Origin of the sequence: Streptomyces sp. TSRI0281 (genome assembly GCF_001905125.1) — a bacterium.
Lineage (GTDB): Bacteria > Actinomycetota > Actinomycetes > Streptomycetales > Streptomycetaceae > Streptomyces.
In genome coordinates this window covers 1-23227 of the sequence record NZ_LWLE01000001.1, presented here as the reverse complement: position 1 = coordinate 23227, position 23227 = coordinate 1, and the positions used below count along the sequence as shown (strand labels likewise).

The 23227-nt window shown below is 72.3% G+C and carries 19 protein-coding genes; 5 read left to right on the top strand and 14 right to left on the bottom strand.

Annotation, left to right across the window (positions count from 1 at the left end; all coding sequences use genetic code 11):
* Positions 1-6: 6 nt before the first annotated feature.
* Positions 7-1242, top strand: a complete 1236-nt coding sequence (locus tag A6A29_RS00095; RefSeq protein ID WP_073717841.1) for a styrene monooxygenase/indole monooxygenase family protein — start codon at positions 7-9, stop codon at positions 1240-1242.
* Positions 1243-1317: 75 nt separating this feature from the next.
* Here the strand turns inward: A6A29_RS00095 and A6A29_RS00090 are convergent, their stop codons facing one another.
* From A6A29_RS00090 to A6A29_RS00070, 5 genes are all read right to left on the bottom strand, one after another.
* The gene (locus tag A6A29_RS00090; protein WP_073717840.1) at positions 1318-2670 is read right to left on the bottom strand and encodes a C40 family peptidase; all 1353 of its coding nucleotides are present in this window, start codon (positions 2668-2670) and stop codon (positions 1318-1320) included.
* A 163-nt stretch (positions 2671-2833) separates the two neighbouring features.
* On the bottom strand, positions 2834-5536 hold the full coding sequence (locus tag A6A29_RS00085; RefSeq protein WP_073717839.1) for an outer membrane protein assembly factor BamB family protein: 2703 nt from the start codon (positions 5534-5536) through the stop codon (positions 2834-2836).
* Between the two features lie 80 nt (positions 5537-5616).
* Positions 5617-5892, bottom strand: coding sequence for a hypothetical protein (locus A6A29_RS00080; protein ID WP_073717838.1), 276 nt, complete (start codon positions 5890-5892; stop codon positions 5617-5619).
* A gap of 4 nt (positions 5893-5896) precedes the next feature.
* Positions 5897-6673 carry a TetR/AcrR family transcriptional regulator gene (locus tag A6A29_RS00075; protein WP_073717837.1) on the bottom strand — a complete coding sequence of 259 codons (777 nt, stop codon included), beginning with the start codon at positions 6671-6673 and terminating at the stop codon, positions 5897-5899.
* A gap of 41 nt (positions 6674-6714) precedes the next feature.
* Positions 6715-7650, bottom strand: coding sequence for an AurF N-oxygenase family protein (locus A6A29_RS00070; protein ID WP_073717836.1), 936 nt, complete (start codon positions 7648-7650; stop codon positions 6715-6717).
* Positions 7651-7863: 213 nt separating this feature from the next.
* Between A6A29_RS00070 and A6A29_RS00065 the strand changes: the two genes are divergently transcribed.
* Both A6A29_RS00065 and A6A29_RS00060 read left to right on the top strand, forming a co-directional pair.
* Entirely contained in the window at positions 7864-8976 is a 1113-nt protein-coding gene (locus A6A29_RS00065; protein ID WP_073717835.1) for a ferritin-like domain-containing protein, read from the top strand.
* Positions 8977-9183: 207 nt separating this feature from the next.
* Entirely contained in the window at positions 9184-10044 is an 861-nt protein-coding gene (locus A6A29_RS00060; protein ID WP_073717834.1) for a hypothetical protein, read from the top strand.
* 140 nt (positions 10045-10184) lie between these two features.
* On the opposite strand, the gene A6A29_RS00055 is transcribed toward A6A29_RS00060, so the two are convergent.
* The 9 genes from A6A29_RS00055 to ligD form a co-directional block, all read right to left on the bottom strand.
* Positions 10185-10673, bottom strand: coding sequence for a DUF3291 domain-containing protein (locus A6A29_RS00055; RefSeq protein ID WP_073717833.1), 489 nt, complete (start codon positions 10671-10673; stop codon positions 10185-10187).
* The gene (locus A6A29_RS00050; protein WP_073717832.1) at positions 10670-11743 is read right to left on the bottom strand and encodes an amidase family protein; all 1074 of its coding nucleotides are present in this window, start codon (positions 11741-11743) and stop codon (positions 10670-10672) included. Before A6A29_RS00050 ends, A6A29_RS00055 begins: the two co-directional genes overlap by 4 nt.
* A gap of 146 nt (positions 11744-11889) precedes the next feature.
* Positions 11890-13347, bottom strand: coding sequence for a penicillin-binding transpeptidase domain-containing protein (locus tag A6A29_RS00045; RefSeq protein ID WP_073717831.1), 1458 nt, complete (start codon positions 13345-13347; stop codon positions 11890-11892).
* Complete coding sequence (locus A6A29_RS00040; RefSeq protein ID WP_073717830.1) at positions 13344-14723, bottom strand: FtsW/RodA/SpoVE family cell cycle protein; 1380 nt, start codon at positions 14721-14723, stop codon at positions 13344-13346. Before A6A29_RS00040 ends, A6A29_RS00045 begins: the two co-directional genes overlap by 4 nt.
* Positions 14724-14859: 136 nt before the next feature.
* Entirely contained in the window at positions 14860-16161 is a 1302-nt protein-coding gene (locus A6A29_RS00035) for a sensor histidine kinase (protein WP_073717829.1), read from the bottom strand.
* Complete coding sequence (locus A6A29_RS00030) at positions 16158-16934, bottom strand: hypothetical protein (RefSeq protein ID WP_073717828.1); 777 nt, start codon at positions 16932-16934, stop codon at positions 16158-16160. Before A6A29_RS00030 ends, A6A29_RS00035 begins: the two co-directional genes overlap by 4 nt.
* 153 nt (positions 16935-17087) lie before the next feature.
* The gene (locus A6A29_RS00025; protein WP_073717827.1) at positions 17088-17405 is read right to left on the bottom strand and encodes a zinc-ribbon domain-containing protein; all 318 of its coding nucleotides are present in this window, start codon (positions 17403-17405) and stop codon (positions 17088-17090) included.
* Positions 17402-19690 (bottom strand): HEAT repeat domain-containing protein, encoded by a 2289-nt coding sequence (locus A6A29_RS00020; protein ID WP_073717826.1) that lies wholly within the window; start codon positions 19688-19690, stop codon positions 17402-17404. Before A6A29_RS00020 ends, A6A29_RS00025 begins: the two co-directional genes overlap by 4 nt.
* A gap of 255 nt (positions 19691-19945) precedes the next feature.
* Positions 19946-20842 carry a non-homologous end-joining DNA ligase gene (ligD, locus tag A6A29_RS00015; RefSeq protein ID WP_073717825.1) on the bottom strand — a complete coding sequence of 299 codons (897 nt, stop codon included), beginning with the start codon at positions 20840-20842 and terminating at the stop codon, positions 19946-19948.
* A 59-nt stretch (positions 20843-20901) separates the two neighbouring features.
* On the opposite strand from ligD, the gene ku reads away from it, so the two are divergent.
* Both ku and A6A29_RS00005 read left to right on the top strand, forming a co-directional pair.
* Positions 20902-22056, top strand: coding sequence for a non-homologous end joining protein Ku (ku, locus tag A6A29_RS00010; RefSeq protein WP_073717824.1), 1155 nt, complete (start codon positions 20902-20904; stop codon positions 22054-22056).
* Between the two features lie 154 nt (positions 22057-22210).
* Positions 22211-23227 (top strand): serine/threonine-protein kinase (locus A6A29_RS00005; RefSeq protein ID WP_241838271.1); only part of this gene is annotated, 1017 nt, incomplete at its 3' end.

The window sequence follows — 23227 nt, the reverse complement described above, 5'->3', positions numbered from 1 at the left end:
ACCGCGATGCGGAAGATACTCATAGTCGGAGCCGGTCAGTCCGGTCTCCAGCTCGCCCTCGGCCTTCAGTCGAGAGGGTACGAAGTCACCCTGATGTCCAACCGCACGGCCGACGAGATCCGGTCCGGCCGGGTCATGTCGACCCAGTGCATGTTCCACACCGCCCTCCAGCACGAGCGCGACTACCAGCTCAACTTCTGGGAGTCGCAGGCGCCGAAGATCCAGGGCCTGGGCGTCTCGGTCGCCGCCCCGGACTCCTCGCGGGCCGTCGACTGGGTCGGCAAGCTGGACGGGTTCGCCCAGTCCGTCGACCAGCGCGTGAAGATGGCCGGCTGGATGGAGACCTTCGCCCAGCGCGGCGGTCAGCTCGTGATCCACGGTGCGGCCGTCTCCGACCTGGACTACTTCTCCCGCACCTACGACCTGGTGATGGTCTCGGCCGGCAAGGGCGAGCTGGTCTCCATGTTCGGCCGGGACGCGTCCCGTTCGCCGTTCGACGCCCCGCAGCGTGCGCTGGCGGTCGCGTATGTGCACGGCATGGGCGTGCGCCCCGAGCACCCCGACTTCGACGCGGTCCGCTGCAACCTGGTACCGGGCGTCGGCGAGCTGTTCGTGATGCCGACCCTGACCACCTCCGGCCGTGCGGACATCCTGTTCTGGGAGGGCATCCCGGGCGGTCCGCTGGACGTCTTCCAGGGCATCAAGGACCCGTCCGAGCACCTCGCCAAGACGCTGGAGCTCATGGAGAAGTTCACCCCGTGGGAGTACGCGCGCGCCACCAAGGTCGAGCTGACCGACGCCAACGGCACCCTGGCGGGCCGTTACGCCCCGACCGTCCGCAAGCCGATCGGCCGGCTGCCCGGCGGCGGTCTGGTCCTCGGCGTGGCCGACGTGGTCGTCGCCAACGACCCGATCACCGGGCAGGGCTCCAACTCGGCTTCCAAGTGCGCGAACGCGTATCTGGACTCGATCATCGAGCACGGCGACCGCGAGTTCGACGCGGAGTGGATGCAGTCCACGTTCGACCGTTACTGGGACACCGCGCAGCACGTCACGAAGTGGACCAACGCGATGCTCGGCGTACCGCCGGAGCACGTCCTGAACCTGATCGGCGCCGCCGGTCAGCTCCAGCCGGTCGCCGACCGCTTCGCCAACGGGTTCAACGACCCGGCGGACTTCGACAACTTCTTCTTCGAGCCCGAGAAGACGAACGCGTACCTCGCCGAGGTCTCCGGGGCCTGACCCCGTACATCCGGCGGCCGGGCCGGGCCGGAGTCGATGTGTCGACCTGCCGGCCCGGCCGCCGCATGTGCCGGTCTACGCGTCCGGGGCCGTGCCCGGGCTGTACCCCTCGTCCGAGCCCTCCGACGCTCCCTCGGGCAGCTCCGGCGGTGTGTACGTGCTCAGCGGCGTGCCCTGCGGATCGGGGCGGACCGCGCCCAGCAGCGGGTTCGACGCGACCGGCGACACCTTCACCGAGGCCCCGGGGCGCGGCGCCTGCACCACCCTGCCGTTGCCGATGTACAGCGCTACATGGGTCGCCTTCGGGAAGTAGATCACCAGGTCGCCGGGGCGCAGCGACTCCATGGGCACCTTCGGCAGCTGCCGCCACTGCTCCTGCGACGTCCGCGGAATGGCGCGCCCCGCCTTCGACCAGGCTTGCGAGGTGAGCCCGGAGCAGTCGAAGGAGTCCGGGCCCTCCGCTCCCCACAGATACGGTTTGCCGATCTGTTCGACCGCGAACGCCACGGCGTCACCGCCCTGTTCGGTCGGTGGCCGGGTCGAGCTGAGCGCCCCCGAGGCGACCAGCTCGCGCTGGGCCTTCGCCGTGTTCCGCCCCTCCAGCGTCGCCAGCCCGGCGAGCTGCTCGGCGGAGAGCGTGGCCAGCAGTGCCTCGACCTTGTTCAGCTTCGACCGCACGCTGTCGCGCTGCTTCTTCTGCTTCGCGGTCAGCGTCCGCTGCTCGGCCAGCGCCTTGCGGGAGGCGGTCGCCAGCGCGGCGGCGCGCTTCTCGGCACCGGTGAGCCGGTTCACGGTCGCCGCCCGTCCGGCGGCTGCCCGCTCGATGACATGGCTCTGGTCCAGGGCGTGTACGGGGTCGCGGGCCAGCAGCAGATGCAGATACGCGGAGTACTCGGACCGGCCCTGGTACTGCTCACGGGCCAGCCGCCCCGCGTCATCCCGGCTGCCGTCGAGGGCGAGCCGGGCCTTCGCGAGATCGGAGGTCAGTTTCCTGGTCGCCGCGGTGCGCTTCTTCAGCTCCTCCGCGGTGCCGTTGTAGGTCTCGGTGGCCTCTTCGGCCTGCTGATAGAGCGTCCGTAGCTCCGTCAGCAGCTCGCCGATGCTCCTGGAGGTTCCGGGTCCGTTGCCCGCCTCGGGGGCGTCCGCGCCGAGGCCGGGGTCGGCGTCCGCGCCCGAGGCGGCGTCCGTGTCCAGGTCCAGGTTCGGATCCGCTTCTACGTCTGCTTCTACGTCTACGTCCGCTTCTACATCCGCGTCCGTGTCCTCGGCTCCGGCTTCCTCCCCGGGTTTTTCCCCCGCCGGCGTGGACTCCCCGGACGGGGCGGGGCCCGGATCGACGGGGGAGGCGGGCGAGGCGGTGGCGGGGGAGGTCGCGACGAGTGCGGCCAGTGCCGCCGTGCAGACCGCGCGCAGGATTCTGCCTGACACGACATCACCTCCGGGACGGGGGCGGAGCGCCGTGAAGGAGCCCCGTATAAGTAGGCGAATCTGATTAATCCGCTCACTCGATGTCGGGTGAGGCAAGCACCGTGCGGCGTGGCGGCCGACGGATCCCCCGAAAGGCGGTGCCGGGGGATCAGCCGGCGGGGCGTCACTCCACGGGGAAGGAGTAGAACGTCCGGTCCCGCTGGACCACGACGGTCTTCTTGGCGGTCAGGGCCCGGTACGGGGCGGTGACCGTGGCCCCCTTGGGGTCCTGCGCCCCGATGTCCTGGAACTTCCACAGCCGCCGTCCGTCGGCCGCCGAGAACACGGTGACCTGGGAGGCGTCGGCGGCGATCAGGGTCTTCTCGCTGGCGCTGAGGGTGATGGCGGGGGCGTTGCCGCCGAGCGGGACCTCCGTCGAACGCCGCCACACGAGCCGGCCGGTCTCCCGCTGGACCGCGCCGACCTCCTGGCTGCGGTTGGTGGTGTGCAGCAGGGGCCCGGCGACCACGGGCGTGCCGTACACGGAACCCGTACCACCGTTCAGGACCCACACCGGCTTGGCGGTGTCCGCCTCGAAAGCCTGGAGGTTCGTGCCCACCGCGCCGTACAGCCGACCGTCCTCGTCGCCCAGCACACCCGCGCCCGGGGCGACGGCGCCGTACTGCTTCGCCCACAGCAGCTTGCCGGTCTTCTGGTCGAAGGAGCGGATGGTGCCCTTCCCCTTGGCGGTCCTGACGTCGGCGGGTGTGAGGGTCGCCGCGTCCTGACGTACGAGAAGGTCGGCGGAGCGCTCCGCGACCAGCTGGTAGGAGGGCGTTCCCGGGGCCCGGCCCGCGGGTACGGCCGTGCGCCACAGCTCCTTGCGCCGCACGATGTCGTACGCGAAGAAGTACGCCTGGACGACCTGCTTGTCCTTGCCCGGCTTCTTGCCCTTCTTCGGCTTCGGGGCCTTCACCGTGACCGTGTGCGAGCCGGTGAACCAGATGACGGAACCGGACAGCCCGGTGATCCGTCCCACCGTCAGATTCGGCAGGCCGGTGAACTGGTCTATGTACCGCACCCGGTGCTCGACCGCGCCGTCCTCGGGCGACAGCCACAGGAACTCGGTCGGGCTCGCCAGGAAGCAGAGGTTCTCGCCCGCCGCCAGGGCCGCCTGCCCCTTCGCGGCGTCCGCGCGCTGCCAGACGCGCTTCCCGGTGCGCAGGTCGACGCCGGTCGCCTGGCTCTCGCTGGTCAGCACCAGCAGCTTGTCCTGCCACAGGGCGGTGGTGAGCGGCGTCGACTCGGAGGCCGGGTGCGCGTAGGTCCACCGAGGCTCCGGGGCCTGCCCCGGAAGGGTACGGGGGCGGTCCGGGGCGGGCTTGTCGTCGTCGGTGGACGGGCTGTCGTCCGACCCCAGTACGGCGACGGCGCCACCGCCGACGATCAGCCCGGCGGCCGCGGCGCCCGCCGTGATCAGCAGGGCCCGGCGGCTCGCGGTGGGATCGGGGGCCGGCGCCGGGGGCGGCAGGGGGAGCGACACCATCGGGGTGGCCGCCGGTGCGGCGGCCCCCGGCAGAGCGGCGGCGGCGTACGGGGCGGGGCCGCCCTGGTGGTGCTGGTAGGGCGCCGCGGGGGACGGGGCCGGAAGGGCCGGAGGGGCCTGTACGGCGGCCGGGGCTGCGGCGGTCAGCTCGCGGGGGACGGCGAGTTGGGTCGTCGGATGGTCGGTCCTCGGGGCGCCGGACACGGTTCCGAGGAAGCGGGTGGTTCCCCGGTCCTCCTGCCCGGCCACGGCTCCGGAAGGGGCTCCGGCCACGGCTCCGGACGGGGCCGCAGGCACGGACACCACGTCGGCACCCCGTGCGACGACGACGGCGTCCTCGGGTTCGGCCGCTGTCACGACCGGAGCGTCGACCGGTGCGTCCTCGGGCTCGTCCGCCTCGTCCGCCTCCTCGACCGGCGTCTCCAGCGCCCGTACCCGCGCCTCCTGGTCCGCCACCGCCGCCGACAGCCGTTCGGGGAGCCAGCCGCCCCTGGCGAGGCCCGCCGCTCCCTCCAGCGCCAGTTCCGCGGCGACCGAACCGGCGCTCGGCCGCTGATCCGGATCCTTCGCGAGGCACCCGGCGATCAGTTCCCGCAACCCTTCGGGTACGGCGCCCAGTTCGGGCTCCGCGTGCGCGATCCGGTCGGCGGCCTCCTCGGGCGGGCCGTCCGTGAACGGCGTCGTACCGGTGGCCGCGTACGCCAGCAGAAGCCCGAGCACGAAGAGGTCGGAGGGCGCGCCCGCTTCCCTGCCCTCGGCCTGTTCGGGTGTCAGGTACCCCAGCCGTACCGAGAGCTGTCCACCCCTCGCCTCGGCGGAGGCCGCCGCGCCCAGCGGGCCGAAGGCGGTGAGCCGGGGTCCGTCCTCGGCCAGCAGCACCGTGCCGGGAGCGAGCCCCTGGAGTACGGCACCGCCCGCGTGCACCCGGGAGAGGATCTCGGCGATGCCCGCGCCCAGTATCCGCACCGCGCGTTCGGGCAGCGGTCCGGCGAGGCCGATCGCCTCGGACAGGGTCAGCGCGGGGACGTAGCCGGTGGCCGTCCAGAGGCTGTCGGGCTCCTCCACCGCACTGTCGGTGTCCTCGTCACGGGTGCACCGGACGTCGAGCGGCGGCGTCACCCAGCCGCCCGCCAGGCGTGCGGCGGTGCGGGCCTCCGACCGGAAGCGGCGGCGGAAGGCCGGTACCTCGGCGAGGGCGGGCCGCGCCGCAGTGATCACGGCGCGTTCGTCCGCGCCGGTCTCCCGCGCCAGGTACTGCACGGCGGCGGCGCCCTCGCGGAAGCGGGCCAGCACGGTGTACCGGCCGAAATGGCGTGGATCGTCCTGACGCAGCGCCTCCATGGCGCACCCCCCTCGTGACCGTCCCTCGGCACCTGACCGTCGATCTTAGGGCCTGCCCCGCGCCGCTCCGCCCCACAGGCTCAGCTGCCGCTCCCGGGCTTCGTCCAGGGCCACTTGAGGGTGCGCGGCTCGCGTCCGTCGGGGGCGTACTCGTACACCCAGCCGCGCTGGATCCCGAGCCGCTTCGAGTACCCGGCCGGAACCCGCCGGTACGCGTACACGGTGGCCGGCCCGCCGTCGGCGTCCGGCACCGGGACCTCGTACCACTTGGGCGGGTGGCCGGTCGGGCCGAGGAGGACGGGCAGCACCCTGCCGTCCAGGGGGCCGCCGGTGAAGGGGGTGTTCTCGCTTTTCACCGGGTCAGTCTGACGCAGCGGAGTCGGGCAGCAGGTGCGCCGCCTCGCCGACGACCGGGAGAACCAGCGCCGCCAGCCGTCCGGCCGGCCCTCCGGCGGTCTCCAGGGCCAGCAGGTCCGCCACCGCGGACCGGGTCTCCGGGTCCGTCGCCGCGGTCGCCGCGAGCAGGGCGATCAGATGGTCGACCAGCCAGCCGCGCAGCTCGGGAGCCGGGGGCTGCTTCTCCTCGTCGAGCCAGATCAGGGACGCCGCCTCGACGGCGGCGATCCAGGTGCGCACCATCATGTGCAGCCGCCGCCCGGCGGGACGCGGGCCGGGGCCCGTGCCCCGGCCGAGGTGCAGCAGTATCTGTTCGGCCGCCGCCCGGCGTACGCCGTCGACGATCGCCGTCGTACGGGAGGTCTCGGCGACGCTGCCGCCCTGGAGCAGGGCGCTGAAACCGGCGTCGTGCTCGTCGACGAAGCCGAGGTAGCGGTCCAGGACCCGGCCGACCCGCTCGGTGGGCGGACCCACCGCGGGCTCGGTGAAGCAGAGTTTCAGCTCGTCCGCGGCGGAGCGCAGCGCCGCCTCGTACAACTGCTGCCGTCCGCCGGGGAAGTAGCGGTAGACGAGGGGCCGGGAGACACCGGCGACCACCGCCACCTCGTCGAGCGAGACCTCGTCGGGAGCCCGGTGCGCGAAGAGGCTGAGCGCCGCGTCGAGGAGCTGGGTGCGACGCTCCTCGACGCTGAGCCTGCGGTACGCACGGGGCGGCGGCGGGGCTGCGGCGGTGGAGGTCATGGCCCGAAGCCTAACGGGCCGCCCCGCGCCGGGGAGCGGGCTCAAGCCAGCAGGCCGGAGCGCTTCCACAACCGGCGGCCGACCCCGTTCAGTACGCCGATGTCGTCGAAGAAGTCCGTCAGCCGCTTCGCGCCCGACTGCATGACCTCCTTCCGGTGGCCGCTCGCCCGCACCTGGGCGACGGCCTCACGGCGGTCCAGGCCGACGTTGTCGTACACCTGCGGATTGACGAAGCAGACGGAGAAGACACGCGCGGCCTCCCCGCAGCTGACCCGGGTGAGCTCCCGCTCCCAGCGCGGCGCGGTCACCATCTGGCGGCGCAGCTCCTCGCGGGCGTACCGGACGTGCCGGGCCTCCTCGACGACATGGATGCGGGTCACGCCGCGCACCAGTGTCTGGACCCGGTCGTCCGGGAAGGTCAGCCGCTGCATCCAGTCGAGGATCTCCTCGCCGAGCAGGGTCGCGGCGAACGAACCGGGCGTGGTGGACACGGTCTTCAGAACCCGCGCCAGGTTGTGGTAGACCCGTGGGACCGGATAGGTGGGGGCGCCGCCCCAGTCGATCATGCGGCCGAACATGATGGAGTGCCGGCACTCGTCGGCGATCTCGGTGAGCGCGTACCGGACGTGGTTGCTGGTCACCGGCTTGTCGTAGACGTGCCGGACCAGCAGCTGGATGAGGATGATCTCGAACCAGATCCCGAGCGAGGCGAGCGCGGCCGACTCGTGCCGGGCCAGGTCCATCCGCTGCTCCTCGGACATCCGGTCCCACAGCGGGGTGTCGTAGAGGGAGACGAGCTCCGGCGGCCAGAACCACTTGCCCTCCTCGACGGCGGAGTCCCAGTCGAGTTCGGTCTCGGGGTCGAAGGAGTGCTTGGCCGAGGATTCGAGCAGGCGCGCGGCCACCTGCTCACGGTCGCGGAGCGGGCCGAGTGCGTCGCGGAGCGCCTGCACATCGCGATCGGTCACTGTCGTCATGGCTGGGGCACCTCACACGTGGGTTACCGGCGGTCACCCCTTATGAGACTGCCTGTCAGCAAGGTCGTCAATCCCTTGCGCACGACTTGTTGACCCAGCGTCTACCAGCGTGTGAACCTGCCAGGGAAGCAGTCGCTGGAAGTGCTCAGAAAACGATCAACGCGCGTGGGTGCCAAGGAACTTACCGAGTCATGCGAGGCGAAGGAGCCGTCCGTGTCGACACACGACCTCTACACCACCGCCCCCGAAGAACCACTGTGGCAGGTGCCCGCCTCCGGGGCCGCCCGGTTCAGCTGGGACTACGACGACGGCCGCCAACGCCTTCTCGCTCTCTACCAGAAGGGCAAGGACAAGCAGTGGGACGGCAACAAGCGCATCGACTGGTCCGTCGAGGTCGACCCGGCCGACCCGCTGGGCACCCCGGACGAGGCCCTCACGCTGTACGGCACCCCGCACTGGGCGAAGATGACCGACAAGGACCGCGGCGAGCTGCGCAAGCACTACACGTCCTGGCAGTTCAGCCAGTTCCTGCACGGTGAGCAGGGCGCCATGATCTGCGCGGCACGGATCGTCGAGTCCGTCCCCGACCTGGACGCCAAGTTCTACTCGGCGACCCAGACCATGGACGAGGCGCGGCACGCGGAGATATACGGCCGCTTCCTGCACGAGAAGATCGGGATGCTCTACCCGGTCAACGACAACCTCCAGGGGCTGCTCGGCGACACGCTGCGCGACTCCCGCTGGGACATGCCCTACCTCGGCATGCAGGTCCTCATAGAGGGCCTGGCCCTCGCCGCGTTCGGGATGATCCGCGACACCACGACCAAGGCGCTGCCCAAGCAGATCCTCGCGTACGTCATGCAGGACGAGGCCCGGCACGTGGCCTTCGGGCGGATGGCGCTGCGCGACTACTACAAGCAGCTGAGCGACGCCGAGCTGCGCGAGCGCGAAGAGTTCGTCATCGAGGGCTGCTACCTCATGCGCGACCGGCTCAGCGGCGTCGAGGTCCTGGAGAACTTCGGTATCGCCAAGCAGGAGGCCAAGGACCTCTCCGAGCACTCGGAGTACCTCCAGCTCTTCCGCAAGCTGCTGTTCAGCCGGATAGTCCCGTGCGTCAAGGACATCGGACTGTGGGGCCCCAGGCTCCAGAAGGCGTACGTCGACATGGGCGTCCTCGAACTCGGCGACTCCAGCCTGGACCTCCTGATGGCCCAGGACGAGGAGATCGCCGAGCAGTTGGACCGGGACCGCTTCGCCGTGGAGGAGCAGGCCAGGGTCGCCGAGGTCGCGGACGCGATAGCGGAGGGCGGCGTTCTGGCGGGGTGATCCGGTGACCGGCCGGGCGCGCCGGGGTGTTCGGACGGCCGAACCGGGCGCGCCGGGCTCCTCGGGCGCCCGGCCGGTTCCTCCGGTTCCTCGGGTTCCTGCGGTGTACGGCCCGCTGGCGCCGGTCCGGCCTCGGGATTCTCTCGACCTGATACCGATATGACCCTGGTCGAAATTCCGTTCGCAAACGTGACGTAACTTGAGCGCATGACCACGCCGCCTCCGCCGCCGCCGGGCCCGTACGGGCCGCCCCAGCCTCAGCAGAATCCGTACGGCCAGCCGGCCGCCCCGGGGTCCTACCCGCAACAGCAACAGCCCTACGGCTACCCGCAGACGCCCCCGCCCCCGCCCCAGCAGGGCGGATGGGGTCAGCCGGGCATACCCGGCGGCGGGCAGCCCGGGATACCCGGCTGGCCGCCGCAGGGACCACAGCCGCCGCGCAAGAAGCGCACCGGACTGGTCATCGGGATCGTGGCCGGTGCGGTGGTCGTCGCCGGCGGGATCGCCTTCGGCGTCTCCCAGCTGGTCGACAAGGGCGCCGACGCGGTGTTCCCCGAGGCCGAGTACAAGCTCGTCGTGCCCAAGAAGGTGCTGGACGAGGAATTCACCCTGGCCCAGGACATGTCGGAGACCGAGGGCAAGGAGATCGAGGACACGCCCGACCCCAGCGTCCGGGACGGGAAGGCGGTCATGGCGCAGTACACCTCGGCCAAGCAGGGCGCCCTCGTGCTCTCCGGGATGTACGGGCGGCTCGCCAGCCCGGACTTCATGCGCGGCAAGATCATGGAGGGGGCCGCGGAGGCCGAGGGCGCGACCCTCGTCGTACCCGCCAAGAAGTTCACCCCCGACGGGTACGACATCACGATCGAGTGCCAGATCGTGCAGTCGAAGGACAGCGGCGGCATCGCCAACATCCCGATGTGCGCCTGGGGTGACGGCAACACCGCGGCGATGGTCGCGGTCATCCGACCCGAGAACGTGCTGAAGGACGCCAAGTCCATCGATCTGAAGGCGTCCGCCGCGGAGGCCGCCAAGGTCCGCGAGGAGACGCGCAAGCCGCTCGGCTGATCAGGCGGCGCGGCGGCGGGGACCGGCCGTCAGGTCGCCCGCCGGTCGGTCGGCCCGTCGCCGGTCGGTCGGCCCGTCGGCCCGTCGCCGGTCCGTCGGGTCGGCGGGCTGTTAAGCCCGTGGGGCGTCGGGCCGGTGGGTCAGCCCGCTCCGCCCGCCGGTGCCGGGAAGCGCGTCCGCAGCGTGAACGCCCATGCGGTGGGGCCGTGTTCACGCAGGTGGAGCAGGCGCTTCTCGGCATCCGCGACCGTGGGGCGCCGGCCTTCCGGGACCCACCACAGCGCGGTCATCGACTCCTGGACGTGCTCGAACCACTCACGGCGGCGGGCCATCAGTTCGCGGTGCCGTCCCGCGTACATGAATCCGGTCAGTGCGTCGGCGTCCCGCCACACGGACATGTTGATGATCAGCCAGTCGTCGCCGAGCACGGCCACGTCGGTGGCGTTGCCGGTGTCGGACTGCAGGCGCCAGACGAAGCCCTCGGCCCGGTCCGCCACGGCGTTCACCGGGTCGAGGGCGTCGACGAAGTCCCCGAACTCGGCCGAGTCCAGCGGAAACCTGAGCCGGGAGATGTTCACCTGGGCCAGTTCGTGGCCGGGTATGCGTACGGGTTCATCCTGATGCGTCATGGCCGCCCAGTAGGCAGGACGTTTTCCACCGCGCGGGCCGTTCCGAGCAGCGAGACATCCTCCCCGCGCCCGGCCACCAGCTGGAGCCCCACCGGGCAGCCGTCCCGGGTGAACCCGGCGGGCAGGGTCGCCGCCGGATGGCCACTCAGATTGAACGCCCAGGTCAGCGCCGTGGAATAGGTGTCGCCCGGACCCTCGTGCCCGTGCGGCCGGTTCGGTGTGGTCGGGGTCAGCAGCAACGGCGTACGGGCGAACAGGGCATCGAGCCTGCGGTCGTTCTCGCCCCGCACGGACCGGGCGCCGTCCTGGTCCGGCCCACCGCCGCGTATCGCGATCCACGCCGCCGCCGGGTCGAGCAGGGCGCAGTCCCCGTCCAGCAGCGTGACGGCCCCGGCCGCGACCAGCCGCTCCACCGCGCCCCGCACCACAGCCTCGACCTCCGGGTCCACGTCCGCGTACCCGAGGTCCGGGCTGTACACGGCGGGCAGCGGCGGCGCGGGGGCCGCGGGCGGCGCGTAGTCGTCGAGTACATGGCGCACGTACCGCTCCGCTCCGGCCGCCGACCGGGCGATCACCCCGGCCGCCGCGAGCCCCGAACGGTCCGGTGAGGGGAGGAGTCCGTTCGTCGTCTTCAGCCCGAACACGCCGCACCAGGCCGCCGGGATGCGTATCGATCCCGCCCCGTCGCTTCCGGTCGCCAGCTCCACCAGGTCCGCCGCGACCGCGACCGCCGAACCCGCGGAGGAGCCGCCCGGGGTGCGGTCGGCCCGCCAGGGATTGACCGTACGGCCGTGCCTGCCCTGTCCCCAGGTCTGCCAGACCGTGCCGGGGCCCGGAACGGACGTCGCGCCGACCGGGACACCGCCCGCCGCGATCAGCCGGCGGGCCGCGTACGAGCGGATACCGGCCGGCCCCTTCACCGCGAACGGCAGCCCGGCCAGGGGGAGCAGCCGGGCCTCTGGTTCACGGGCGAGCGCCGCCTCGTGCCACACCTCGGTGAACGCGCACAGCCGCGGGTCCAGCCGGTCGATCCGCTCCAGCGCCCGCGCCACCGCCGATACCCGCGTCATGACGCCAGTCTCCCGGCCCGCGCCCCGAGCAGTCGAGCGGCTTTCGGATCGGCCCGCCCGCTCCCCGGCCGCCCCCCCCGATCGCCAGCCGCTCACCCGCCCGATCGCCAGCCGCCCGGCCGCTCAACCGATCGCCCGTCGCCCGTTCACTCGTCGAGCGCTGCCTCCATCACGGCCCGTGCGATCGGCGCCGCGCTGCCGCCGCCGCTGATGTCCGCCCGGTCGGCGGAGGCGTCCTCGACGACCACCGCGACGGCGACCGCGGGCCTTCCGGAGTCCGGGTTCTGCGCCCAGGAGATGAACCAGGCGTACGGCGTACCGGAGTTGTCGATGCCGTGCTGGGCGGTACCGGTCTTGCCGCCGACCTTCACCCCGTCGATCGCGGCGTTCGACCCGGTGCCGTCCTCCACCACGTCGACCATCATCCGCTGCAACCGCATCGCCGTCGACGGGCTCATGGCCTGGTGGTACGAGCGGGAACCCTGCTGCTGGACGGTGTCGCCGTCATGGGTGGTCGTACGGTCCACGAGATGCGGATATCTGAGGTCGCCGCCGTTCGCCACCGCGGCGGCGACCATCGCCATCTGGAGGGGCGTCGCGGTCGTGTCGAACTGCCCGATCGAGGACAGCGCCAGCTGGTCGTCGCTCATGTCCGTGTCGAAGTTGCTCTTCGCCACCCCGGACGGAATCCGCAGGCCGCTGTCGTTGAAGCCGAACCTGCCCACCGCCTCCACCATTCCGTCGAGCCCCACCTCGACGCCGAGGTGCGCCATGACGGTGTTGCAGGAGACCCGGATCGCCTCGGCCAGCGACGCCTTGGCGCAGCCGCTCGCCTCGTTGGGCAGCGTGGTCGTGGTGCCGGGCAGGACATAGGGCGACGGGGTGTCCGTGTCGGCGTCCGGATCGGTCACCACCCGGGCGTCCAGCGCCGCGGCGGCCGTCACGATCTTGAAGGTGGAACCCGGCGGATAGGTCTGCCGGATGGCCCGGTTGAGCATCGGCCGGCTCTTGGCCGCGTTGAGCCGGGCCCAGGCGTCGGTGACCGAGGAACCGGTGCCGGACAGCCGCTCGGGGTCGTACGAGGGGGTCGAGACCAGTGCCAGGATCCGGCCGGTCGAGGGTTCCACGGCGGCGACCGCCCCCCGGCGTCCGCTCAGCCCCTCGTACGCGGCGCGCTGCATCGCGTCCTTGACGGTGGTGACGACGTCGCCGCCCGGCTGCCGGCCGCGGGTGATGTCGTTCCACAGGGGGAAGGGGGCGAGCAGCGAGTCGGTGCCGGACAGGATGCCGTCCTCGGCGTTCTCGATGAGCGTGGTGCCGTACGTCTGCGAGGCGTAGCCGGTGACCGGTGCGTACAGGGGGCCGTGCAGATAGGTGCGTTCGTACGCGAGTTGTTCACCGGTGTCCTTGGAGCCGGTGACGGACTTGCCGCCGACCAGGATGTTGCCGCGAGGCTCGTCGTAACGGTCGATGGTGTTACGGCGGTTGGCGGGGTTGTCGTCCAGTTCGTCCGCCTCGAAGAGCTGGACGCGGGCGGCGTTCAGCAGCAGCGCCACGAGCAGCAGCAGACAGAAGGCGGCGGCCCGCCGGATGTAGCGGATCACCGTTCGTCCTCCAGGACCGGGGCGATGACGCCGGTCTCCACCTGGTCGGGATGGGGTCTGCGGGCCACATCGCTGACCCGGATCAGCAGCGCGACGATGATCCAGTTGGTGACGACGGACGAACCACCCTGGGCGAGGAACGGCATGGCCATGCCGGTCAGCGGGATCAGTCCCATCACCCCGCCCGCGATCACGAAGACCTGAAGGGCCAGGATCGAGGCGAGGCCGATGGACAGCAGCCGCCCGAACGGGTCCCGCAGCGCGAGTCCGGCCCGGTAGCCGCGGGCGACGAGCAGCGCGTACAGCAGGAACACCGCGGTCAGCCCGGACAGGCCCAGTTCCTCGCCCGCAGTCGCCAGGATGAAGTCGGACTTGGCGGCGAAGCCGATGAGGACGGAGTGGCCGAGGCCGAGTCCGGTACCGAGCATGCCGCCCGCCGCGAACGCGAACAGCGACTGGGCGAGCTGGCTCGGCCCCTGCCCTGCGTCGATCGAGGCGAACGGGTCGAGCCAGTCCTGCACCCGGCTGTGCACATGCGGTTCGAACGAGCCGACGACGAAGGCGCCGACCGCGGCGAGCAGCAGTCCGACGGCGATCCAGCCGGTGCGGCCGGTCGCCACGTACAGCATGATGACGAAGAGTCCGAAGAAGAGGAGCGAGGTGCCGAGGTCGCGCTCCAGGACCAGGACGCCGACGCTGAGCAGCCAGATCGCCACGATGGGGCCGAGCACCCGGCCGGTGGGCAGCTGGAGTTTCCAGATCCGGCGGCCGGTGTACGCCAGCGCGTTGCGGTTCGCGGCCAGGTACGCGGCGAAGAACACCGCGAGCAGGATCTTGGCGAACTCGCCCGGCTGGAAGGAGAGTCCGCCGATCCTGATCCAGATCTTGGCCCCGTTCACGGCGGGGAAGAAGATCGGCACGATCATCAGCGCCAGCGCGGTGGCGACCGCGAGATACGCGTAGCGCTGGAGCACCCGGTGGTCGCGCAGGAGGACCACGACGGCGATGAACAGCGCGACCCCGAGCGTGGACCAGACCAGTTGGGTGGGCGCGGCCTGGTCCTTCGGGGTCTCCAGGTCGAGCCGGTAGATCAGCACCAGGCCCAGGCCGTTGAGCAGGACGGCGATCGGCAGCAGCAGCGGATCGGCGTACGGGGCGCGGAAGCGGACCGCGAGATGGGCCAGGAGCGCGAGCAGACCGAGCCCCGCGCCGTAACCGGCGACATCGGGCGGCACGGCTCCGTTCCTGGCGAGGCCGACGTTCGCGTAGCCGTAGACGGAGATGAGGACGGCCCCGATGAGAAGACAGAGCTCCACCCCGCGCCGCTTGGGCAGGCGTAGCTCGGGCGGGGGAGCGTCCGCCGTCGATGGGGTCATGCCACGCAACGTAGCAAGAGGCGTGCGGTATTTCCCTTATGTCGCAGCGCGTCCGCAATGCGGCAGAGGGCCGGGAGCCACGCCCAGGGCCCGGATGGCCGGGGGCCACGCCCCCGGCCCGGACGCCCCGTCGGCTTCAGGGGGCCGGCGGGGGGCCGGGGGATTCCGGAGCCGGGTCGTCGTCGGGCGGCACGTACTCCGGCAGCGTCAGTCGCGCCACCGCCCCGCCGTCCGCCGCGTCGGCGAAGACCAGCTCCGCCCCGATCACCCGTGCCTGGCCCACGGCGATGGTCAGGCCGAGCCCGTGGCCCTTCCCGCTGCCGTCCGTACGGAACCGCTGCGGCCCGCCGTCGAGCAGGTACGCCGGGAACCCCGCCCCGTGATCGCGCACGGTCACCACGGGGCCTTCGACGCTCAGCACCACCGGCGGGCGGCCGTGCCGGTGGGCGTTGGCGACCAGGTTGCCGATCACCCGCTCCAGCCGCCGCCGGTCCGTCTCGACCCGGGCCGAGCGGGTGATCCGTACCTCGGTGTCCGTACCGGAGACCCGGACCACCCGCTCGGCGACCGGCCCCAGTTCGTGCACGGCGGGATCGATCTGTTCGGTACGGGCGTCGAGCCGGGAGATCTCCAGCAGGTCCTCGGTCAGCGCCCGCATCGCCCGGACCCGGTCCTGGACCAGTTCGGCGGGGCGGCCGGGCGGCAGCAGTTCGGCGGCGGCCGACAGCCCGGTCAGCGGGGTGCGCAGTTCGTGCGCCACATCGGCGGTGAACCGCTGCTCGGTCTGCAGCTTGTGCTGGAGCGTGGAGGCCATGGTGTCCAGGGCGCCGGCGACGATCGCCACCTCGTCCTGGGCCCGCGCCGGGCGTGCGGTACGGGGGTCGTGGACCCGGGCGTCGAGGTCGCCCGCGCTGATCCGGCGCGCCACCCGGGCGCTCTGGTGCAGCCGCCGGGTCACCCGGCTGACGGCGAACAGGCCGACCAGGAGCGTGGCGGCGATGGCCAGCAGCGAGGAGCCGACGATCGCCCGGTCGAGGCCGCTGATCGTGCGGGCGCTCTGGCTGTAGTCGATCCAGGTGGCGAGCGCGCGGCCGTCGGCCGGACCCGCCGCCCACATCGCCGGGTGGCCCGCGTCGTCGGTGACCACCGTGCCCTGCTCGCCACCCACGGCCAGGGAGCGCAGCGACGCGGGCAGGCCCGCCGGATCGACCCCCGAGCCCTGGGGGAGCGGTTCGCCGGCCTCGTACGCCCTGGTGACCTCCTCCAGCCGGTCCAGGGCCTTCTCGCGGGCGTGGCCGACCGTCTGCCGGGTCACGGCGGTGTGCACCAGGACGCCCAGCAGGGCGGCGAGCGTGCAGCACATCAGGGTGAGGAAGACCGCGGACTTCCAGGTGAGGGTCGCGGTCCAGGAGGGTGTGCGAAGCCCGCGCCTCTTCATCGCTGCCCCGGCGCGGCGTCGGAGGCGGCCGGGGAGACGGCGTCGGAGGCGGCCGGGGAGACGGAGGGGGACGGTGAGGTGGTAGGGGTGGGGGCCGGGTTCCGCTGCCGGGGCATGCGCAGGATCTCGTCCCTGGTGGGCAGCATCGCGTGCTGCTGGTCGTCCCAGGTCCAGGCCGTGCGGTACTCGTAGCCGGTGATTGCCGAAGGCGACCGCATGATCAGGTCGCGGCCCGCCAGCTGCACGCTGATCACCGCGTCCGCGGTGGACATGATCCGGATCAGCCCGCCCCGGTCGGCCATGTAGACCCGTACGGCGAGCTGGCGGTCGGGCAGCGTGATGCCCAGGACGAGTTCGTCCTTCCCGTCACCGGTCAGATCGCGGAAATACGGAGCGAGGACCGGGCAGGTGCGGGCTTGTCCGCCGCATGTGTTCAGCCGCCGGACGGTCTCCTGCGGGAGCTCGTCGGTGCCGCTGTCCCGGTCGGGGTGGGCCTTCAGTCCCGCCCGCACCACGGCCACCGGGTCCAGCGCGCGCACCTTGCCGTCCGGGACCCGGATGCCGGGGATACGGGCGGTCTCGCCCTCCCCGTAGTCGTACGGGGCGGCCGAGGCGGCGGGCAGATCCGGCCAGAGCAGGGAGGGTTCGACGGCGGACGGCGTGCGCCCGGCGCTCTCCAGCCCCCCGGCGGCGCCGCAGCCGCAGAGCAGCGCCAGCGCGGCGCCGACGGCCGCGGCGGCGCGGGCCGGCGTCGGAACGTGGTGCGGACGCACGGCGCGGCCTCCTCTTCGACGACAGGGCCTACACCCTAGACGGAAAGGGACGCGCAATGCCTATTTCATGATGTTATGCAGCGATATGGCGATAGCTGTGCGGGGTGGTCCGGGCGAACGCGGCCCTGTGGCGTCGCGGCCCCCGGTCCCACGTCAGCGCTGGTACGGGTTCTGTCCGGGCGGCGCGTAACCGGGCTGCTGCTGCGCCTGGCCGTACGGGTTGCCGTCCTGCCCGGCGTGGTGCTGGGCGAGCAGGGCGTCGGCCTGCTCCTTCGGGATCTGCTGCTCCCCGCCGCAGAAGGTGCACTGCGTCGCGAACTTCGTCGAGAACGGGAACAGCGGCACGAAGAACAGCGTGAACTTTGTGACCCGCTTGCGCAGCGTGTGCGCGGCCGGATTGCCGCACCAGCCGCACACCATCGTCAGGATGGCCAACTGGTACAGATAGCCCCGCGTACCAAAAATGATCATGCTCTGGTCCCTCTCCCCGTCTTCCCGTGAAGCGCCTGCCGGCACAGTGCCAGGAGCCTCTCGTCCTCGTACGTGTCATGGCTGCCGTATCCGCCGTCCATGGCGTTGTGGCGGCGTACGGAGACGAGCTCGGCGCGCAGCACATGCGCTGCTCCCGAGCCTGCACCAGCGGGACCCATCCGCGCCAGGCATTCCGCCACCCGGACTCGGACATGCCGGTTCTTCTCCCAGGCGGCGAGGAGCACCGGAACGGTCTCCTCGGTCCGCCCCGACACCTCCCAGAGCGCGATCGCGGCGTCCACCCGCAGCCACAGCTCTTCGTGCTCCAGGAGCGCCCGCAGCCGGGGCGCGACCACCAGCGCGTGCGGCCCGAGCCTGCCCAGCGCCGCCGCCGCCGTCCGCCGGTCGTGCACATGCTCCGTCCGGAGGCCCTCGATCAGCACGGGCAGCACGGCGTCGGCGTCCCCGGCGACCGCCCAGAGCGCGTCGGCCGCCTCCGTGGCCGCCACGGTCCCCGGCCGCCGGATCAGGGCCCGCAGCTCCGGCACGGCACAGCGCGCCGCGGGCCCGAACGAACCGAGCGCCCGCAACGCCGCCGTACGCAGCCACTCGCCCCGGTACTCGGGCGCCCCGCGCAGCACCCGCAGCACCTCGGGCGCCGCCTCGCCCGCCCGCAGCCCGGTCAGCCCGGACAGCAGCGGGCTCGCCCGGTCGTAGGCCCCCTCGTCGAGGCCGACCTCGCCGAGCCTGCGCCGCAGCGCCTGTGCGAGCGGCGCGGCGGCGGCACCGAGGTGGCCGATGGCGTACCCCACGTCGTGCGGCACCTCGGGCTGCTCCAGCGCCGCCGCCAGCGCGGGCACCGCACGGGCGTCGCCGAGCCGGGCCAGCGCCTTCACGGTGGAGCCGAGGCCGGGAGGACCGCTGGCCCACTCCTTGACCCAGCCGCCGGGGTCGGCGGCCAGCCGAGCCGCCAGGGCGTCCGCGGCGGGGGCCGCCAGGCCGAACAGCTCTTCGAGAACGTGCGAGGCGGCGTCGGCCAGCCGGGGCTCGGGGTCCGCGAGCTGCTCCCCGACCAGCCGGACGAGACCGTCGTACGAGCCGCGCCAGGCGCGGATCAGCCCGCCGCTCATCCGCACCGCGTCGATGCGCTGCCAGCGGTCGGGGCTGCGCAGCTGGTCGGTGAGCAGGGCGGTCCGGTCGTTCACCCGGTCGTCGAGCCCGACGTGCAGGGTGCGGAGCAGGTCGGCGGTCCACGGGGCGCTGCGGCCGACGTACTCCTCGGCGGACAGCGCGCGAAACTGTCCGACGAGGGTCGGCGGCGCCTGCTCCACGACGGGGGTCTTCCCGCCGGTACAGGGCTCCGCGTCCGGCTCGGCGTCCGATGCGGCCTCGGACTCCGTATCCGGCGACAGACCCGCATCCGGCGACAGGCCCGGGTCCGGCGACGGGCCCGCTCCCGGGGGCGGGCCCGTGACCACGCCCGCGCCCGTATCCGTACCGGCTTCCGCGCCCGTATGCGCCTCCGCCTCCACCCTCGCTTCCGGGGGCGTGCCGGTCGTGGAGCGCAGCTCGCCCAGGAGCCCGGAGACCACCGGCACGACATCGCCGGGCAGGACGTCCGGGGCGCAGCGCGCCAGCTGGGCCAGGGCGGCCAGGCGCAGCCCCGGCGCGTACGCCTGAGCCGCCAGGAGGCTCAGCCATTCCGCCACCCGGCCGGCCAGCGGGCGGTGCCGGAGGGCGACCCGCCCGGCCGCTTCGACGAGCGCCAGCCGTACCTCCTCGTCCGCCTCCACCGGCAGCCGCTCCCGCAGCAGCGCGAGTACCCGCACCGGGTGCCGGTGCAGGGTGGCGAGGGCCAGCGGGGCCGCGAGCCGCACCCCGGGGTCCTCGTCGGCGATCAGCTCGAAGAACACCCCCGCCCCCGCGGTGACCGCGGCCGCCGCCATGGCGTAGTTCGCGGCGCCCTCGATCTCGTCCTCATCGATCTCGTCCTCGTCGTCCTCGTCCAGATCGAACCCGCCGATGCTGGTGAGCAGCTCGACCACACTGCCCCGGTCCTGTACGCCCGGATCCACGGCCAGTTCGAACAGGAACGGGATGCACGCGAGTGTGCAGGCGTAGACATCGCCCTGGTGGTGAACCGCCCCGTACATCCCGTCGAGCGCGCTCTCGCGCACCGCCGGATCCGCGGAGGCGAGCCCCCGCAGGAGACCGGGCACATCGTCGGCCGGTCCGTAGGCATGCTCCATCGAAGCCCAGTCGACCTCGTCGATCCCCGCGAACACGCCATGCCCTCCCCACGATTACGGCAGCGCCCGGAAGTGGCGCACAGTCTTCCGGCACACCCTTCCGGCACGCTCCGAAGAAGCGTCTGGGCAGAGTGTGCACCACGGCCCGGACAATCCACCCACCACTTGCGGCCTTTCCTCGTGCCATGACCAGGTCATGACCACTTCATGGCCGGAACGCCGGGCGGCACGGGGCGCGACCGCCGCCGCACAGCGTCCCGCCTGCCCGTTCCCGCCCCGGCCGGCCCCGTGCTAATGATCCACGGGCAGCGGCCGCGCCCGGTTCGGGTTGATCAACGGGGCGAGCAGATCCCCGTACCGTTCCAGCCGCGCCGCCATGTCACCGGCCAGGAACACCAGCTCACCGGGTGCCCGGCAGCCCTCGATCTCCTCCCAGGTGACGGGTGCGGAGACGGTGGGTTCCGTTCTGGCCCGCAGAGTGTAGGGGGTGGCGGTCGTCTTCGCGGCGGCGTTCTGACTGAAGTCGACAAAGACCTTCCCCGGCCGCAGGGCCCGGGTCATCCGGTGCACGACCAGCTCCGGCAGGGCGTTCGCCGCCTCCACGGCCAGCCCCTTCGCGTACGCGGACACCTGGCCGGAAGGGGTGGGCTCCAGCGGCACGAGCAGATGCAGTCCCTTGGACCCGGACGTCTTCCCGTACGCGAGGAGTCCGTCGGCGGCCAGCCGCTCGCGCAGCCGGAGCGCCACCGCGCAGCACTCCACGACGCTCGCGGGAGCGCCGGGGTCCAGGTCGAACACCAGCCGGTCGGCCATCCCGGGCGCGTCCGCCCGCCACTGCGGAGTGTGGAATTCCACCACCAGGTTCGCCGCCCACACCAGCGAGGGCAGATCCTGGACGAGCACCTGCCGGGCATGCTCGCCCTCGTGGCGGGGCACGGCGGCCGTACGCACCCAGCCGGGCGTACCGGGCGGCGGATTCTTGGTGAAGAAACGCTGGCCGTCGGGGCCGTCCGGATAGCGCAGGAAGGACACGGGCCGGTCGTACAGATGGGCGAGCAGCGCCCCCGCCACTGTGGCCGCGTAGTAGTGCAGCACCTCACCCTTGGTGGTCCCGGTGGCCGGGTACAGCACCTTGTCGAGATTGCTGAGCGCCAGGCGCCGCCCCTCCACCTCCGTGATGGGCGTCATACGATAAGAATCACATGAAAGACGACCCAAGAGGTTATTACCGGCAAAAGGGGTGAACGGTGAGGTCCATATGGAACGGCGCGATCTCCTTCGGGCTCGTCAGCATTCCGATCAAGCTGGTGAACGCCACCGAGAACCACTCGATCTCCTTCCGGCAGATCCACCTCGCCGACGGTGGCCGGATCCGGTACCGCAAGGTGTGCGAACTGGACGAGCAGGAGGTGACCACCGCCGAGATCGGCAAGGCGTACGAGGACGCCGACGGCACGATGATCCCGATCACCGATGACGACCTGGCCTCCCTCCCGCTGCCCACGGCCAGGACGATCGAGATCGTCGCCTTCGTGCCCGCCGACGAGATCGACCCGCTCCAGATGGACGCGGCGTACTACCTCTCCGCCAACGGCGTCCCGGCCGCCAAGCCGTACACCCTGCTGCGCGAGGCGCTGAAGCGCAGCCGGAAGGTCGCCGTCGCCAAGTACGCGCTGCGCGGGCGCGAGCGGCTCGGCATGCTGCGCGTGGTCGACGACGTCATCGCGATGCACGGACTGCTGTGGCCGGACGAGATCCGCGCCCCCGAGGGCGTGGCCCCGGAGACCGACGTGACGGTCCGCGACGCCGAACTCGACCTGGCGGACGCCCTGATGGACACCCTCGGCGAGGTCGACATGGACACCCTCCACGACGACTACCGCGAGGCCGTCGAGGAGCTGATCGCCGCCAAGGCATCCGGCGAGGCGACGGAGCCGGCCGCGGCGGCGGACTCCGGCGGCGGCAAGGTCATCGACCTGATCGCGGCCCTGGAGAACAGCGTCCGCGCGGCGAAGAAGTCCCGCGGCGAGGAGGGGGACGGGGAGGAGACCGGGGGAGAGGTGGCCGAGGTCCATCCCCTCCGGAAACCGGCAAGGAAGACGGCACAGAAGAAGGCACAGAAGACGACGCAGAAGACGACGCACCGGACCCCGACCGGCAAGACGGTGACCCGCTCGGGCGGTGGCACGGCCTCCACCGCCAAGAAGTCCGCCCCCAAGGCGACCGGCGCGAAGAAGTCCACGGCAACGGCCAAGAAGACATCCGCGCAGTCGCCGACGAAGAAGACCGCGGCGAAGAAGACGGCGGCGAAGAGCACCGCTGCGAAGAAGACGGCGTCCAGCAGCCGAAGCACCACGAAGAAGACGGAGCGGTCCTCGCCCCGAAAGCGCGCTTCGGCCTGAACACCCCGCAGGGAACGCCCCGCAAGGACGCCCCATCGGAACATCCCCATGGGAACGTCCTCTGGAGATCGTCCCCATAGGACACGGGGTCGTCGTGGGCAGCTGACCCGGCCCCGGACGACCGCTGTCCCACCGCCCCCGTACGCTACGGCCCATGAGCGCAGAGGCCCCCTCGGGACGGGTGATCGACGGCCGCTTCACGCTGGTGGAGCGGCTCGGCAGCGGCGGCATGGGAATGGTCTGGCGCGCCCACGATCTGGCGCTGCACCGCGATGTCGCCCTCAAGGAGGTCCGGCCCCCGGACCCCGCCCTGGAGGAGTACGACCCGGAGGCGGCCCGCACCCTGCGCGCCCGGGTGCTGCGCGAGGCCCGCGCGCTCGCCCGCCTGGACCACCCCAACGTGGTCACCGTCCACCACATCGTCGACCCCGGCGAGGACGGCTACCCATGGATCGTCATGGAGCTGGTGCCCGGTGCCTCCCTCCACGAGCGGCTGGCCCGGGGCCCGATGGAACCGGCCGAGGCCGCCGAGCTCGGCCGGGGCATCCTCTCCGCGCTGCGCGCCGCCCACGCGGCGGGCATCCACCACCGCGACGTCAAGCCCGCCAACGTCCTGCTCCGCGCCGACGGCCGCCCGGTCCTCACCGACTTCGGCATCGCCGCGATCCGCGAGTCCACCAGCCTGACGATGACCGGTGCCCTCATCGGCTCACCCGACTACATCGCGCCCGAACGCATCCGGGGCACCGAGGGCGACCCGTCCTCGGACCTCTGGTCGCTCGGCATGATGCTGTACGTCGCCGTGGAGGGCCGTCATCCGCTGCGCAAGGCCACCACACTCGCCACGCTGGCGGCCGTGCTGGACGAGGAGGTGCCGCCGCCGGTACGGGCCGGTGCCCTCACCCCCGTCCTGAAGGCCCTGCTGACCAGGGACATCCCCGCCCGCCCCGGCGTCGAGGAACTGGACAGGATGCTGGCGGACGCGGCCGCCGGAACGATCCGCGAGCCCGCTCCCCCCACGGCCGTGCCCACCGGCCCGCCCCCAGCGGCGCACACGCTGGCGCTGAACCCGGCGCACCCCACACCCACGCACCCCACACCCACGCACCCCACACCCACGCACCCCACACCCACGCACCCCACACCCACGAACCCCACACCCACGAACCCC

Coding starts and splice junctions, on each gene's coding strand:
- A6A29_RS00095 (WP_073717841.1), top strand. CDS start 7: ATGCGGAAGATACTCATAGTCGGAGCCGGTCAGTCCGGTCTCCAGCTC.
- A6A29_RS00085 (WP_073717839.1), bottom strand. CDS start 5,536: ATGGAGGCGCTGCGTCAGGACGATCCACGCCATTTCGGCCGGTACACC.
- A6A29_RS00075 (WP_073717837.1), bottom strand. CDS start 6,673: ATGACCTCCACCGCCGCAGCCCCGCCGCCGCCCCGTGCGTACCGCAGG.
- A6A29_RS00070 (WP_073717836.1), bottom strand. CDS start 7,650: ATGACGACAGTGACCGATCGCGATGTGCAGGCGCTCCGCGACGCACTC.
- A6A29_RS00060 (WP_073717834.1), top strand. CDS start 9,184: ATGACCACGCCGCCTCCGCCGCCGCCGGGCCCGTACGGGCCGCCCCAG.
- A6A29_RS00055 (WP_073717833.1), bottom strand. CDS start 10,673: ATGACGCATCAGGATGAACCCGTACGCATACCCGGCCACGAACTGGCC.
- A6A29_RS00050 (WP_073717832.1), bottom strand. CDS start 11,743: ATGACGCGGGTATCGGCGGTGGCGCGGGCGCTGGAGCGGATCGACCGG.
- A6A29_RS00040 (WP_073717830.1), bottom strand. CDS start 14,723: ATGACCCCATCGACGGCGGACGCTCCCCCGCCCGAGCTACGCCTGCCC.
- A6A29_RS00035 (WP_073717829.1), bottom strand. CDS start 16,161: ATGAAGAGGCGCGGGCTTCGCACACCCTCCTGGACCGCGACCCTCACC.
- A6A29_RS00025 (WP_073717827.1), bottom strand. CDS start 17,405: ATGATCATTTTTGGTACGCGGGGCTATCTGTACCAGTTGGCCATCCTG.
- ligD (WP_073717825.1), bottom strand. CDS start 20,842: ATGACGCCCATCACGGAGGTGGAGGGGCGGCGCCTGGCGCTCAGCAAT.